General features: G+C 64.4%; 12 protein-coding genes. 4 read left to right on the top strand and 8 right to left on the bottom strand.

Going from position 1 to position 13800, the window contains the following annotated elements; all coding sequences use genetic code 11:
- Positions 1 to 39: 39 nt before the first annotated feature.
- From hslO to DBO86_RS13995, 3 genes are all read left to right on the top strand, one after another.
- On the top strand, positions 40 to 927 hold the full coding sequence (gene hslO, locus DBO86_RS14005) for an Hsp33 family molecular chaperone HslO (RefSeq protein ID WP_108233973.1): 888 nt from the start codon (positions 40 to 42) through the stop codon (positions 925 to 927).
- 157 nt (positions 928 to 1084) lie between these two features.
- Positions 1085 to 2626, top strand: coding sequence for a phosphoenolpyruvate carboxykinase (locus tag DBO86_RS14000; protein WP_017678400.1), 1542 nt, complete (start codon positions 1085 to 1087; stop codon positions 2624 to 2626).
- A 204-nt stretch (positions 2627 to 2830) separates the two neighbouring features.
- Positions 2831 to 4753 carry a RecQ family ATP-dependent DNA helicase gene (locus DBO86_RS13995; protein ID WP_108233972.1) on the top strand — a complete coding sequence of 641 codons (1923 nt, stop codon included), beginning with the start codon at positions 2831 to 2833 and terminating at the stop codon, positions 4751 to 4753.
- Positions 4754 to 4954: 201 nt separating this feature from the next.
- Here DBO86_RS13995 and DBO86_RS13990 read toward each other — a convergent pair whose 3' ends face one another.
- From DBO86_RS13990 to DBO86_RS13955, 8 genes are all read right to left on the bottom strand, one after another.
- The gene (locus DBO86_RS13990) at positions 4955 to 5554 is read right to left on the bottom strand and encodes an ABC-type transport auxiliary lipoprotein family protein (protein ID WP_045733785.1); all 600 of its coding nucleotides are present in this window, start codon (positions 5552 to 5554) and stop codon (positions 4955 to 4957) included.
- Entirely contained in the window at positions 5551 to 6468 is a 918-nt protein-coding gene (locus DBO86_RS13985) for an MlaD family protein (RefSeq protein ID WP_003458755.1), read from the bottom strand. Before DBO86_RS13985 ends, DBO86_RS13990 begins: the two co-directional genes overlap by 4 nt.
- Positions 6469 to 7254, bottom strand: coding sequence for an ABC transporter ATP-binding protein (locus tag DBO86_RS13980; protein ID WP_003458756.1), 786 nt, complete (start codon positions 7252 to 7254; stop codon positions 6469 to 6471).
- On the bottom strand, positions 7251 to 8390 hold the full coding sequence (locus DBO86_RS13975) for an MlaE family ABC transporter permease (protein ID WP_108233971.1): 1140 nt from the start codon (positions 8388 to 8390) through the stop codon (positions 7251 to 7253). The genes DBO86_RS13980 and DBO86_RS13975 overlap by 4 nt, the downstream gene beginning before the upstream one ends.
- A gap of 179 nt (positions 8391 to 8569) precedes the next feature.
- On the bottom strand, positions 8570 to 9016 hold the full coding sequence (locus tag DBO86_RS13970; protein WP_108233970.1) for a glycine zipper domain-containing protein: 447 nt from the start codon (positions 9014 to 9016) through the stop codon (positions 8570 to 8572).
- Positions 9017 to 9102: 86 nt separating this feature from the next.
- Positions 9103 to 11442 (bottom strand): FdhF/YdeP family oxidoreductase, encoded by a 2340-nt coding sequence (locus DBO86_RS13965; RefSeq protein ID WP_108233969.1) that lies wholly within the window; start codon positions 11440 to 11442, stop codon positions 9103 to 9105.
- Positions 11439 to 12254, bottom strand: coding sequence for a formate dehydrogenase accessory sulfurtransferase FdhD (gene fdhD / locus DBO86_RS13960; protein ID WP_108233968.1), 816 nt, complete (start codon positions 12252 to 12254; stop codon positions 11439 to 11441). Before fdhD ends, DBO86_RS13965 begins: the two co-directional genes overlap by 4 nt.
- Before the next feature lie 97 nt (positions 12255 to 12351).
- Positions 12352 to 13239, bottom strand: a complete 888-nt coding sequence (locus tag DBO86_RS13955; protein ID WP_108233967.1) for a LysR family transcriptional regulator — start codon at positions 13237 to 13239, stop codon at positions 12352 to 12354.
- Positions 13240 to 13358: 119 nt separating this feature from the next.
- Between DBO86_RS13955 and lysM the strand changes: the two genes are divergently transcribed.
- Complete coding sequence (gene lysM / locus DBO86_RS13950) at positions 13359 to 13796, top strand: peptidoglycan-binding protein LysM (RefSeq protein ID WP_104729930.1); 438 nt, start codon at positions 13359 to 13361, stop codon at positions 13794 to 13796.
- Positions 13797 to 13800: the final 4 nt, after the last annotated feature.

The following is a 13800-nucleotide window of genomic DNA, read 5'->3' as shown; positions in this document are numbered from 1 at the left end:
TAAAATCGCCAGCCTTTTATAGACCCTGGGCCAGCCGCCATGAACGACTTCAGTCAACGCTTTCTCTTCGACGACACCGACGTGCGAGGCGAAATGGTCGCGTTGCGCGAAAGTTACGCTCATGTGCTGGCCAAGCACGCCTACCCGCAGCCAGTGGCGCAACTGCTCGGCGAGATGATGGCCGCCGCCGCCCTGCTGGTCGGTACCCTCAAGTTCGATGGTCTGCTGGTGCTGCAGGCCCGTTCGGAAGGCCCGCTGTCACTGCTGATGGTGGAATGCTCCAGCGCCCGTGAACTGCGCGGTATCGCCCGCTATGAAGCCGAGCAGATCGGCGCCGATGCCGATCTGCAAAGCCTGATGCCCAATGGCGTGCTGGCCATCACCATCGATCCGACCCGGGGCCAGCGCTACCAGGGCATCGTCGATTTGGATGGCGTGGACCTGGCCGAGTGCCTGACCAACTACTTCGCCAGCTCCGAGCAACTGCCGACCCGCTTCTGGCTCAAGGCCGACGGCCAGCGTGCTCGCGGCCTGCTGCTGCAGCAACTGCCGCCGCACCACCAGATCGAGCCGGAAGAGCGCGCCGAGAGCTGGAACCACGTACTGACCCTGGCCGACACACTGACTGCCGAAGAGCTGCTCGGCCTGGACAACCCGACCCTGCTGCATCGTCTCTACCACGAAGAGAATGTGCGCCTGTTCGACGAGCAGCCGCTGCAATTCCGCTGCAGCTGCTCGCGTGAGCGTTCTGCCAGCGCCCTGGCCAGTCTCGGCCAGGGCGATGCCGAACTGCTGTTGACCGAGCAGGGTGGCAGCGTGGTGATCGATTGCCAGTTCTGCAACGAGCGCTATGCCTTCGACGCAGCCGACATCGCCCAGTTGTTCGCCGGCGCCGGTAGCGAAGCGCCGTCGCAGACGCGCCATTGATGAACTTTTCGAAACGATAGGCGTTCTCTATCAGATCGGAGGCTGCCAAGCAGTTCGCTTTTCTGGCATACTCCCGCGACTTTTTTACCGTGTAGTGCAGTTGCCCCTGTGCTACACAACGTTCGGAAGACTCGGCCAGCGGCCGACGGGGACCCTCATGACGCAAGCCAACAACGCCGTGTACACCGACATCAGCGCCGCGCAACTGGTCGAAGAAGCCATTCGCCGTGGTGAAGGGGAACTGGCCGCCAACGGCGCGCTGGTCGTACGTACTGGTCATCGCACTGGCCGCTCGCCGGCAGACCGCTTCATTGTTCAGGAGCCGAGCACCGAGGCGCAGATCGCCTGGGGCGCCATCAACCGTCCGTTCCCGGCCGACAAGTTCGACGCCCTGTGGGATCGCGTCGCGGCGTTCAACAACGCCCAGGAGCACTTCGTCTCCCACGTTCACGTAGGTTCTGCCGAAGAGCACTACCTGCCGGTCAAGATGACCACCGCGACCGCCTGGCAGAACCTGTTCGGCCGTCAGTTGTTCATCAACCCGACCACCTACAACCAGGCTGGCAAGGCCGAGTGGCAGATCCTCAACGTCGCCAACTTCGAGTGCGTGCCTGAGCGTGACGGCACCAACTCCGATGGCTGCGTGATCATCAACTTCGCCGCCAAGAAAGTCTTGATCGCCGGCATGCGTTACGCCGGTGAAATGAAGAAAGCCATGTTCTCCGTGCAGAACTTCCTGCTGCCGGAAAAAGACGTGTTGCCGATGCACTGCGCCGCCAACATTGGCGAAGAAGGCGACGTCACCCTGTTCTTCGGTCTGTCCGGCACCGGCAAGACCACCCTGTCCGCCGACGAGTCGCGTTACCTGATCGGTGACGACGAGCACGGTTGGGGCGAAGGCGTGGTGTTCAACGTCGAAGGCGGTTGCTACGCCAAGTGCATCGACCTGTCCGAGAAGAACGAGCCGGTGATCTGGAAAGCCATCCAGTTCGGCACCGTGCTGGAAAACGTCGTGCTCGACGAAAACCGCGTGCCGGACTACGCCGACGACAGCTTGACCCAGAACAGCCGCGCGGCCTACCCGCTGGAGTACGTCGAGAAGCGCAGCGAGAAGAACCTGGGCGGCGAGCCGAATGCCGTGATCTTCCTGACCTGCGACCTGACCGGTGTACTGCCGCCGGTGTCGATCCTCAACAACGAGCAGGCGGCCTATCACTTCCTGTCCGGCTACACCGCGCTGGTCGGTTCCACCGAAATGGGTTCGGGCGGCGGCATCAAGTCGACCTTCTCCACCTGCTTCGGCGCACCGTTCTTCCCGCGTCCGGCCGGCGTTTACGCCGAGCTGCTGATCAAGCGCATCAACGCCTTCGGCTCCAAGGTCTACCTGGTCAACACCGGCTGGACTGGCGGTGGCTACGGTGTCGGTAAGCGTTTCAACATCCCGACTACCCGCGGCGTGATCGCGGCCATCCAGAGCGGTGCGCTGATCGGTGCCGAGACCGAGCACCTGCCGATCATCAACCTGGATGTGCCGAAGTCGGTGCCGGGCGTCGAAACCAACCTGCTCAACCCGCGCAACACCTGGGCAGACAAGAACGCCTACGACGAAGCCGCCAAGGGCCTGGCCAAGCTGTTCATCGACAACTTCCAGAAGTTCGATGTCAGCGAAGCGATCAAGAACGCCGGTCCGCAGCTGTAAGCGCCGGGCAGAGCAAAAGAAACCGCCTTCGGGCGGTTTCTTTTTTGGGACCACAGGTTAGAGCCGCCGTGGTCAGAAGTGGCGGGTTTCACCCGCCCTACAATCTTCGCTAGGCTTGTAGCTCTTCAACGGAGAGCCGTAGGGCGGCTGCAACCGCCATGACCTTACGCTCTGACCTTCAAGCGGTCAAAGGAGTGACAGCGCATGTCTACCCTCAAACGTGTCTTCGGTTTCGATCAGCTGCGTCCCGGTCAGGAGGCGGTGATCAGCGCCGTACTCGCCGGTCGCTCGGCGGCGGCGATCTTTCCCACCGGTTCGGGCAAGTCGCTGTGCTACCAGCTGCCGGCCCTGCACCTGCCGCACCTGACCCTGGTCATTTCGCCGCTGCTGGCGCTGATGCAGGACCAGTTGGCCTTCCTGCATGCCCATGGCATTGCGGCGGCCAGCATCGATTCGGCGCAGAGCCGCGAACAGGCTGCCGAGGTGATGAATCGCGCGCGCAGCGGTGAGCTGAAGATCCTGATGATCTCGGTGGAGCGCCTGAAGAACGAGCGCTTTCGCAATTTCATCGCCCAGGTGCCGATCTCCCTGTTGGTGGTCGACGAGGCACACTGCATTTCCGAGTGGGGCCACAACTTCCGCCCCGACTACCTCAAACTGCCCGATTACCAGCGTCAGTTTGGCATCGCTCAAGTGTTGTTGCTGACTGCCACGGCGACGCCCAAGGTGATTGCCGACATGCGCGAGAAATTCGCCATTGCCGAGGCGGACGTGGTCACCACCGGCTTCTACCGGCCCAACCTCAATCTGCTGGTCGAGCCGGTGCCCGGTGGCGCCAAGGCGCAGCGCCTGCAGCAATGGCTGGCGCCGCGGCGCGGCCAGGCGAGCATCGTTTACGTCACCCAGCAGAAGACCGCCGAGCAGGTCGCCGAGCGCCTGGCGCATGACGGTCTGGCGGTTAGCGCCTACCACGCCGGCATGGCGCATGAGGCACGCGAGTCGATCCAGCGGCGCTTCATGGCCGGCGAGCTGGAATGCATCGTCGCCACCATCGCCTTCGGCATGGGCATCGACAAACGCGATATCCGCAACGTGGTGCACTTCGACCTACCCAAGTCGGTGGAAAACTACAGCCAGGAGATCGGTCGCGCCGGTCGTGATGGTCAGGCTTCGGACTGCCTGGTGCTGGCCAGCCGCGATGGGCTCAGCGTGCTGGAGAACTTCGTCTATGGCGATACCCCGGAACTCGACGGGATTCGTGCCGTGCTCGACGATCTGCGTGCGGTCGGTACGGGCGGGCAATGGGAGCTGATGCTGGGCCAGTTGTCGGAGCTGAGCAATATCCGCGCGCTGCCGCTCAAGACCCTGCTGGTGCAGCTGGAGCTGCGCGGCATCATCGCGCCGCGCTACGCCTACTTCGCCGAGTATCGCTTCAAGCTGCTGCTGGAAGACGAAGCCTTGCTGGCACAGTTCGAGGGCGAGCGGCGCCAGTTCGTCGAGGCCATTCTGGCCAGTTCGCGCCGCGCCCGCACCTGGAGCACACTGGATTTCGACCTGCTGTATCGCGACCATGGCGCCGAGCGCGCGCGGGTGGTCAAGGCACTGGACTACTTCCAGGAAAAGGGCTGGCTGGAGCTGGAAAGCAAGCAGATGACCGAGGTCTACGCCGTACTCGATGGCGACTTCGAGGTCGAAGCATTGGCGGCCGATCTGCACGCGCACTTCCGCGCCCACGAGGCCAGCGAAATCGCCCGTATCCAGGCCATGCTCGGTTTGTTCGAGAGCCGCGAATGCCTGAGCCGGCGCCTGGCGCTGTACTTCGGCGACGAGCACGCGCCCGAGCGCTGCGGGCATTGTTCTGTGTGTCAGGGCCGCGTAGCCACTTTGCCGCAACCGCCCGAGCTGCCGTCATTGAATGGTCGCGATGCCCAGGCGCTGTGCGCAGCCTTCGTCGAGAAACACCTGCAATACGCTGGACACGCGCCGAGCCACGAGTGCCTGACGCGCTTTCTCTGCGGCGTGACCACGCCCTTGTTGACCAAGCTCAAGGCGCGTCAGTTAGCTGGCTTCGCTACGCTGGAGGATTACCCCTACGCCGAGGTGCGTGAGTGGTTGACGGGTCTGTAGGAGCGAGCTCTGCTCGCGAATATTACTGCGGCGAAGGGCTTCGCGAGCAGAGCTCGCTCCTACAAAGGTAAGTCCCATAGCCAGTCCCATAGCCGGATGCAATCCGGGGAATACGGGTCGCTATGCCCCGGATTGCATCCTGGCTACCTGGCCAGCTTGTGTGCACCATCGGTGCTTGGGATTCGGTGCGCGCGGCGCACCCTACGGGTTAGCGCGTTGCCCTTCGGCCAGCGTCCAGTCCACCAGCTCGCGGGACAATCGATCGCCAGCCTGACCGAAGGCTTTCACTACTGCAGCAATCGACGTATCGCTCGCCGACTGGCTGACGCTGAAGCGGCGGCTGGCGAGGATGCGCTGATCACGGGCATCGACCAGGCGCACGTCGAGCTGGATCAGCGCCTCGGGGCGGCCGTCGCGATACTGACTGTGGAAGCTGCGCAGGTCGCTGACCAGCTCCAGATCGGCCTGCAGGCGCTGCTCTTCGTTGCTCAATGCCTGAACTCGACCGTCGTCGTGAAAGGCGTCCAGCAGGCGGCCGCGCAGCAGCTGCGGCGTACGTTCGCTCCAGCGTACGCCCTGGTAGGTGTTGACCCGACCGGGCTCAGGCAGCACGACGATGCGCGTGCCGTCGAGCAGCTGGTTGCTGACCGGGCTGTTGACCCGCAACGACCAGTCGACGCGCTGAGTTTGCGCCGGCAGCGCGGCGCCTGGCAGCAGGTAGATATCCAATGGTTCGCTCTGCGGCAGGATCGAGCAGGCGCTGAGCAGGCCAGCGGCCAGCAGCAGGGACAGACGCTTCATGGTTGGAACTCCTTGATGCTGTCGTTGCGCAGCAGGTAGCCGGTGGGGTCCTGCTCCAGGCGGCGGGAGAAGCTGCGCAGGGCGCCGAGGGTATCGCGCAGTTCGCCAATCGCCGGGCCCAGCTCGCCGAGGCCCTGCATGCCGCTGTCCAGCGCACTGCGATTGCTTTCCAGCAACTGCTCGATGCTGCGGCTGCTGCGTTCCAGCGAGGCCATCAGACGCTCGGCATTGTCCAGCGCCTGACTGCCCTGGCCGTCGAGCAGACGGTTGGCGGTGCGCATCAGTTCGGCCGCCTCGCGGGTGGCGGCACTGGTCTGACGTAGGGTTTCGCCCAGCTCATCACGTTGCTCGGCGATGCCGGCAGTGGCCTGTTCCAGATTTTCCAGCGTGCGCGACACGCGCTCGGCGTTCTCGCGTGACAGCATGCGGTTGGCGCGATTGAGCAGGCGGGTGATGTTGACCACCAGGTCCTCGCCATTGGCCATCAGCCGGGACAGTGGCGAACGGTCGGCGATGATGATGCCTGGCTGGCCATCCTTACCCTCCAGCGGCGGACTTTCCGGGCTGCCGCCGTGCAGCTGGATTACCGCCAGGCCGGTGACGCCGGTGATCGCCAGGCGCGCGCGGGTGTCCTGCTTGATCGGGGTATGGCCGACGATGCGGATACGCGCGCGCACGGTGCGCGGATCGTTGGGATCGAGCCCCAGGCTGATCACGTCGCCGACCTTGATCCCGCTGTATTGCACCGCGCTGCCCTGTGACAGGCCAGTGACCGCTTCGTTGAAGATCACCTCGTAATCGGTGAAGGCGCGATCGGCACCGGCCTTGTTCAGCCACAGGGCGAACAGCAGCGCGGCGCCCACCGTGAGCACGGTGAACAGGCCGATCAGCACGTGATGGGCTCTGGGTTCCATTCATTGACTCCTTGCCGCGGTGGCGGCCTGCGCAGCCGCGCGTCCGCGCGGGCCGTGAAAATATTGCTGAATCCAGGCATCGTCGGTGGCAGCCACCACGTCCAGGCGGTCGGCCACCAGCACCTTTTTCTGTGCCAGCACCGCGACCCGGTCGCAGATGCTGTAGAGCGTGTCCAGGTCGTGAGTGACCAGAAATACACTCAGGCCCAGGCTGTCGCTGAGGGTACGGATCAACTGGTCGAAGGCCGCCGCGCCAATCGGGTCGAGGCCGGCGGTGGGTTCGTCGAGAAACAGGATGTCCGGGTCCAGTGCCAGGGCGCGGGCCAGGGCGGCGCGCTTGACCATACCGCCGGACAGCGAACTGGGGTATTTGTCGGCGGCATCCTGCGGCAGGCCGGCCAGGGCGATCTTGACCCTGGCCAGGCGTTCGGCTGCCGCGCGCGACAGGCCGGCGTGTTCGATCAGCGGCAGGGCGATGTTCTCGCTGACGGTCAGCGAGGAGAACAGAGCGCCGCGCTGGTAGAGCACGCCGAAGCGCCGTTCCAGTTGCGAGCGCCGCTCGGCCGGCAGGCTCAGCAGTTCCTCGCCGAACACCCGTACGGTGCCGGCATTGGGCTGGCGCAGGCCGACGATGCTGCGCAGCAGCACGGACTTGCCGGTCCCCGAGCCGCCTACCACGCCAAGTATTTCGCCGCGATATAGGTCGAAGTCCAGATGCTGATGCACCACCTGTGTGCCGAACTGGTTGCACAGGTCGCGTACCTCGATGATGGTCTCCTGGCTCACCAGCCCATCTCCATCAGGAACAACGCCGCCAGGGCGTCGAGTAGGATGACCACGAAGATCGACTGCACCACCGCCGAGGTGGTGTGCTCGCCCACCGATTGTGCGCTGCCGCTGACCTTGAAGCCTTCCAGACAGCCGATCAGGGCGATCAGGAAAGCGAAGATCGGTGCCTTGAGCAGGCCAACGAGGAAGTGCTGCAGCAGGTCGCTGTCCTGCAGGATCGACAGGTACATGGTCGGCGAGATGTCCAGGCTCAATGCACAGACCAGCGCGCCGCCGAGCATGCCGCTGAGCATGGCGATGAAGGTCAGGATCGGCAGGGCGATGAGCATCGCGAACACCCGCGGCAGCACCAGCAGCTCGACGGGGCTCAGACCGAGGGTGCGGATGGCGTCGATCTCCTCGTTGGCCTTCATCGAGCCGATCTGTGCGGTGAAGGCGCTGGCGGTGCGCCCAGCCATGAGAATCGCGGTGAGCAGCACGCCGAACTCGCGCAGGAAGGAGAACGCCACCAGGTTCACCGTGTAGATGGTGGCACCGAAGTCGGCGAGGATGGTGGCGCCGAGAAAGGCGACCACGGCACCCACCAGAAAGGTCAACAGGGCGATGATGGGCACGGCGTTGAGGCCGCACTGTTCCAGATGAGCGGTCAGCGAGGTCAGGCGCCAGCGCGCCGGGCGCAGCAGGATCGTCAGCATGCCGCTCAGGGTCAGGCCCATGAAGCCGAGCAGTTCCCGGCCTTGGCACCAGGTGCCTTCCACCGCCTCGCCGATATGTCCGAGCACTTCGCGCAGTGCCGAAGGTGTGGCGTGTTCCTGTACCTGCTGAGTGCCCGCCATGGCGTCTGCCACTGCCAGCAGCAAGGCGCGGCGCTCGGCGCTCAGGCTGTCCTGTTGCGCCAGTTGGCGCAGGCGCTCACAACCCAGCAGTTCCACCAGCAGCGCAGCGCCGGCGGTATCCAGTGCGGCCAGTTCGTCGAGGTCGATGTTTTCCCGGCCGTGCAGGCGTTCGCGCAGGGCCAGGACCTGAGGTTCGAGTCGGCTGTAATGGGCCAGCGTCCAGTCGCCACCGATGCGCAGGCCGCTGGCGGCGTCCGTGCTGCTGGTCTGGAGCGGGATCAGGTATGGCGTGGTCATGGCGATAGCTTAGCGCTGCCAGGGGCTGCCAGGCCAGTCGCGCTGTTCAGACTGTGTCGGCGGCACGGCGCATAAGCCGCTAGGTCACCCCAACGTTCGGATGACGAGCGCATGGGCTAGGGTCTGTTGCCGTTTCGCGCACGGCTTGCGTCGAAATGCCAACAGACCCCAGGCATCCGTCAGTGACGGCGCCAGTGCTTGTGGTGCTTATTGTGTTTCTTGCCATGGTAGTGGCGGTGATGCTTGCCGCGACGGTCATCGTCATAGCTGGCATTGCCCATGTAGTTGCCCAGTGCGCCACCGGCGCCGCCACCGACTGCCGCACCGACCACGCCGCCGGTGTTGCCACCAACCTGCTGCCCGACGACGTTGCCACCGGCTGCGCCGAGCGCGCCGCCAATGGCGGCTTCAGTACGGCTGCGACGGTCTGCACCGACCATGCTACCGGCTGCACCGCCGAGACCCGCACCGACTGCAGCCCCGGTGTTGCCACCGACCTGCTGGCCAACCATCGCGCCTACTGCGCCGCCCAGGGCACCACCCAAACCGGCTTCGGTACTACCGGCAAAGGCGAAGCCGCCGCTGCTCAGGCCAAGGGAAAGAAACAACAGTTGCAGAGATTTCATGGACACCTCGATCACAGGATTCGCCGGTCAATGGCGAGCGTTACACCATTGACTGGTGATTTGTGCAGGTAGTTCCTGGCCGCCTGTCAGCTCGCTGCGCTACTACCCAGCAGATTGCCGCCGCTGGCGGCCTGCAGACGAATGGCGACGAACTTCGAAGTCGGTGTACTGCTGCCGACGCCGGCGCTTTCCAGCGGCACCAGCGGGTTGGCTTCGGGGAAGTAAGCAGCGGCCTGGCCGGCCGGGATATCGAAAGCGAGCAGGGTGAAACCGCTCACCCGGCGTTCGATGCCATCGTTCCACAACGAGCGGATGTCCACCTTCTGACCGGGCTTGAAGCCCAGGCGCAGGATGTCCGCCTCGTTGGCGAAGAGCACGTCGCGCTGGCCGCGCACGCCGCGATAACGGTCGTCGAGGCCATACACCGTGGTGTTGTACTGATCGTGCGAGCGCAGGGTCTGCAGGATCAGATCCGGCGTTTCACCGCTTTCGCGCACCTGTGGCGGCAGCAGGTCGGCGAGCAGGGCATTGGCCTTGAAGTTGGCCTTACCGGACTCGGTTTTCCACTGCCGCGCGCCGGCCGAGTTGCCGAGGTAGAAACCGCCGGGGTGAGCAACGCGCTGGTTGAAGTCATGGAAGCCGGGGATGGTATCGGCGATCAGCTCGCGAATACGGTCGTAGTCGGCGATCAGTGCATCCCAGTCCACCGGGTGGTTACCCAGGGTGGCCTTGGCGATACCGGCGACGATGGCCGGCTCCGAACGCATTTCACTGCCGGCCAGCGGTTCGAGCTGACCGTAGGACGCGTGGATCATGCTGAACGAGTCTTCCACTGTCACCGCCTGCGGGCCGCTGGCCTGCAGGTCGATATCGGTACGGCCGAGGCATGGCAGGATCAGCGCGTCGCGGCCGACGGTGAGGTGACTACGATTGAGCTTGGTGCTGATCTGCACGGTGAGGTCACAGCTTTGCAGCGCCTTGTGCGTGCGCGGACTGTCCGGCGTGGCCTGGGCGAAGTTGCCGCCGAGGCCGATGAATACCTTGGCCTGGCCGTCGATCATGGCGTTGATCGCCTCGACCGTGTTGTGGCCATTCTCGCGCGGCACCTTGAACTGGAAGCGTTTTTCGAGGGCATCGAGCAGCGTCACCGGCGGGCGGTCGTTGATGCCCATGGTGCGGTCGCCCTGCACGTTGCTGTGGCCGCGCACCGGGCACAGGCCGGCGCCGGGGCGGCCGAGGTTGCCGCGCAGCAGTTGCAGGTTGACGATTTCCTGGATGGTGGCCACCGAGTGGTGGTGCTGGGTGATGCCCATGGCCCAGCAGATGATCACTCGCTCGGCGCGGCGGTACATGCGCGCAGCCTGTTCGATTTCCTGCAGGCTGAGGCCTGACTGGGCTTGCAGCGCCTCCCAGCTGCAATCGTCGAGCAACTGCAGATAGGCCTCGACGCCGTCGGTGTGCTCGGCGATGAAGGCATGATCGAACACTGCCGGTTCGCCCTTGGCCTGCGCCTCGCGCTCCCACAGCAGGAGGAACTTGGCGATGCCGCGCAGGGCGGCCATGTCGCCGCCCAGCGCCGGACGGAAGAACGCGGTGTTGAGTGGCTCGGAGCCGTTGGTGAGCATCTCCAGCGCGTGCTGCGGATGCTGGAAGCGCTCCAGGCCACGCTCCTTCAGCGGGTTGAAGCAGACCACCTGGGCGCCGCGTTTGACTGCCTCACGCAGCGGTTCGAGCATGCGCGGGTGGTTGGTGCCGGGGTTCTGGCCGAGCACGAAGATGGCGTCGGCATGTTCGAAGTCGGCGAAGGTCACGCTGCCCTTGCCGATCCCCACGCTCTGGCCGAGGGCGACGCCGCTGGCCTCGTGGCACATGTTCGAGCAGTCGGGGAAGTTGTTGGTACCGTAGGCGCGGACGAACAACTGGTAGAGAAACGCCGCCTCGTTGCTGGCCCGGCCGGAGGTGTAGAACTCGGCATGATCCGGGCTGGGCAGTGCCTTGAGGTGCTCGGCGATCAGGGCGAAGGCGTCATCCCAGCTGGTCTGCACGTAGCGATCGGTGCTGGCGTCGTAGCGCATCGGATGCGTCAGGCGACCCTGGTACTCGAGCCAGTAGTCACTCTGCTCGCGCAGTTGGCTGACCGTGTAGCGGGCGAAGAAGGCTGGATCGACACGACGCTTGGTGGCTTCCCAGTTGACCGCCTTGGCGCCGTTCTCGCAGAACTTGATGTGACCGTCCTCGGGCGAATCGCCCCAGGCGCAGCCGGGGCAGTCGAAGCCGCCGTTCTGGTTGGTCTTGAGCAGCGCGCGCAGGTTCTTGAACGGCTGCTTGCTGTCCAGCCAGAAACGGGTGACGGCATTCAGCGCGCCCCAGCCGGCGGCCGGGCCTTTGTAAGGCTTGTAACGAGGGTTGACGGGTTGCAGGCTCATGGTCGTTCTTCTTCGTCAGGCGCAGGGCTGTAGACCCGCGGCGTGCTGTGATGGGGTAGGTGGATGAGGTTGAGGCGATGGCGCCGCGCCCACTCCACGGTCAGGGCGGTAGGGGCGGACAGGCTCACCAGGGTGCCGATGCCGGCACGTACCGCCTTGTGCAGCAGTTCCAGGCTGCAGCGACTGGTGACCAGGGCGAAGCCACCGTGAGTGTCGATACGTTCGCGGGCGATGGCGCCGATCAGCTTGTCCAGCGCGTTATGGCGGCCGATGTCTTCGCGGCACAGACGAATCTCGCCGCTGGCGTCGATGAACAGGGCGGCATGCAGCGCGCCGCTGTGGCGTGCCAGTTGTTGTTGCTCACCGATGCGCTCGCGCAGTCCGGTGAGATGTTCAAGTGGCGGCAACGCTGCACCGGGCAGGGCGGTCAGGGCCGGTAGCGCCTGTTCCAGTGCATCCACGCCGCACAGGCCACAGCCACTGGTGCCGGCCATTTGCCGGCGTTGTTGCTTGAGCGCCCAAAAGGCGCGGCTGCTGACCTGCAGGCGCGCTTCGCGGCTGTCACCGAGGCCGCGCAACTGGATGTCATAGATGTCGTCGATGGACTGGATCAGGTCGTTACCGAGACTGAAACCGACGGCAAAATCTTCCAGATGATGGGGAGAAACCATCATCACGGCCTGGCTCAGGTCGTTGTAGCTGATTGCCAGGGCACATTCTTCGGCCAGTGCAGCGTGCTGCGCACGACCATCACCGAGTTCGGCGTAGGTGTAGGCACTGGCGATGTGCGACTGGGCGGCTGGCTTGGCCATCGAGGCGCGCTCTGTGACAGATTGACACAGCTAAGCCTAGGCCCATGGGCGAGGAGCGTCTAATCGTTGGCTTTGATGTGTTGATCGAGCAAATCTATCAAGCGTCCGCCAGCCACTCCCGTGCCTCTTCGAAGCAGGCTTGCGCGAGCGGTGAGGCAGGGGCGCCGCGGCGCATGATCAGGCCCTGAGGTGCCAGGGTATGAGCGTCCTCGATGGGTAGCAGGCGCAGATGACCGTCGGTCGGTGCACCGTCGGCCGGTAATGGCATGACGCTGCAGCACAGCCCGGCGCTGACCGCTTGAGTCAGGTGGTGCACGGCATCGGCCTCCAGGCGTACCTGCGGGCTCAGGCCGCGAGCACGGAAGCTGTGATCGATGGACAGGCGAAAGTGCATGCCGGTGGAGAGCAGGCCCAGGGGCAGGTTGGCCAACTGCTCCCAGCGCAGGCTGCTGCTGACGAAGTGGAAATGCCGCTGATCGTAGAGCAGGCCCATGCGTGCTTCGGCCAGCTCCAGGCTGGCGAAGTGCTCGCGGTCGAGGCGGTCAAGATAGGACAGGCCAAGGTCGAGCTGATTACGTACCAGCCCCTCGAGAATCTGATCGCTGCTCAGCGCGTGCAACTGGAAACGCAGCCCGGGGTGACGCTCGGCGAACAGACTGATCAGGCGCATCGGGTCGAAACTGGCCAGCGGCACCACGCCCAGGCGCAGGGTGCCCACCAGGTGCCCACGACAGGCTGCAGCTTCGGCGAGCAGGCCATCCTGTGCGGCCAGCACACTGCGTGCCCAGGCCAGGATACGCTCACCTTCGGCGCTGAAGCCCTCGAAACGCTGGCCGCGACGGACCAGCTCCAGACCCAGCTCGTCTTCCAGTTGGCGCAAGCGCATGGACAGCGTCGGTTGGGTCACGTGGCAGCGCGCAGCGGCCTGACCGAAGTGGCGGGTCTCGTCGAGGGCGATGAGAAATTTGAGCTGCTTTATATCCATGGGGGCTCCTGGTTTGCCCGGATTCTAATGCGCGAACGCTAATCAGGGGTGTTTCCTGAACTAGACTTTGGTCTCCGGGCGCTTTGCCCGGTCATTCGCAAGGAACGAGAGGAATTGCCATGAGTCTGTTTGCCTTTGTCAAAGACGCCGGGGTCAAACTCTGGGAGTCACTGGTGGGTCAGGAGGCGCAGGCCGCCGAATCGCTCAAGGAACATGTTGCCAAGGTTGGCCTGGGCAACCCGAACATCGAGGTCAGCGTCGAGGGCGACAAGGTCATCGCTCGCGGCGAAGTGGCCAGCCAGGAAGAGAAGGAAAAGATTCTCCTGGCGCTGGGCAACGTGGCCGGTGTCGGTGAGGTCGATGATCAGATCAGCGTGACCACGCCCGCGCCTGAAGCGCGCTTCGTCACGGTCAAGAAGGGCGACACGCTGAGTGCGATTGCCAAGGCCGAGTACGGCAATGCCAACGCCTACATGAAGATATTCGAGGCCAACAAGCCGATGCTCAGTCACCCGGACAAGATTTATCCGGGGCAGGTATTGCGGATTCCTGACTAAACCC

It is taken from the genome of Ectopseudomonas oleovorans (genome assembly GCF_003052605.1).
In the GTDB taxonomy this organism is placed as follows: Bacteria; Pseudomonadota; Gammaproteobacteria; order Pseudomonadales; family Pseudomonadaceae; genus Aquipseudomonas; species Aquipseudomonas oleovorans_A.
The sequence above is the reverse complement of the archived record's forward strand: the minus strand, read 5'-3'. Positions and strand labels throughout refer to the sequence as shown.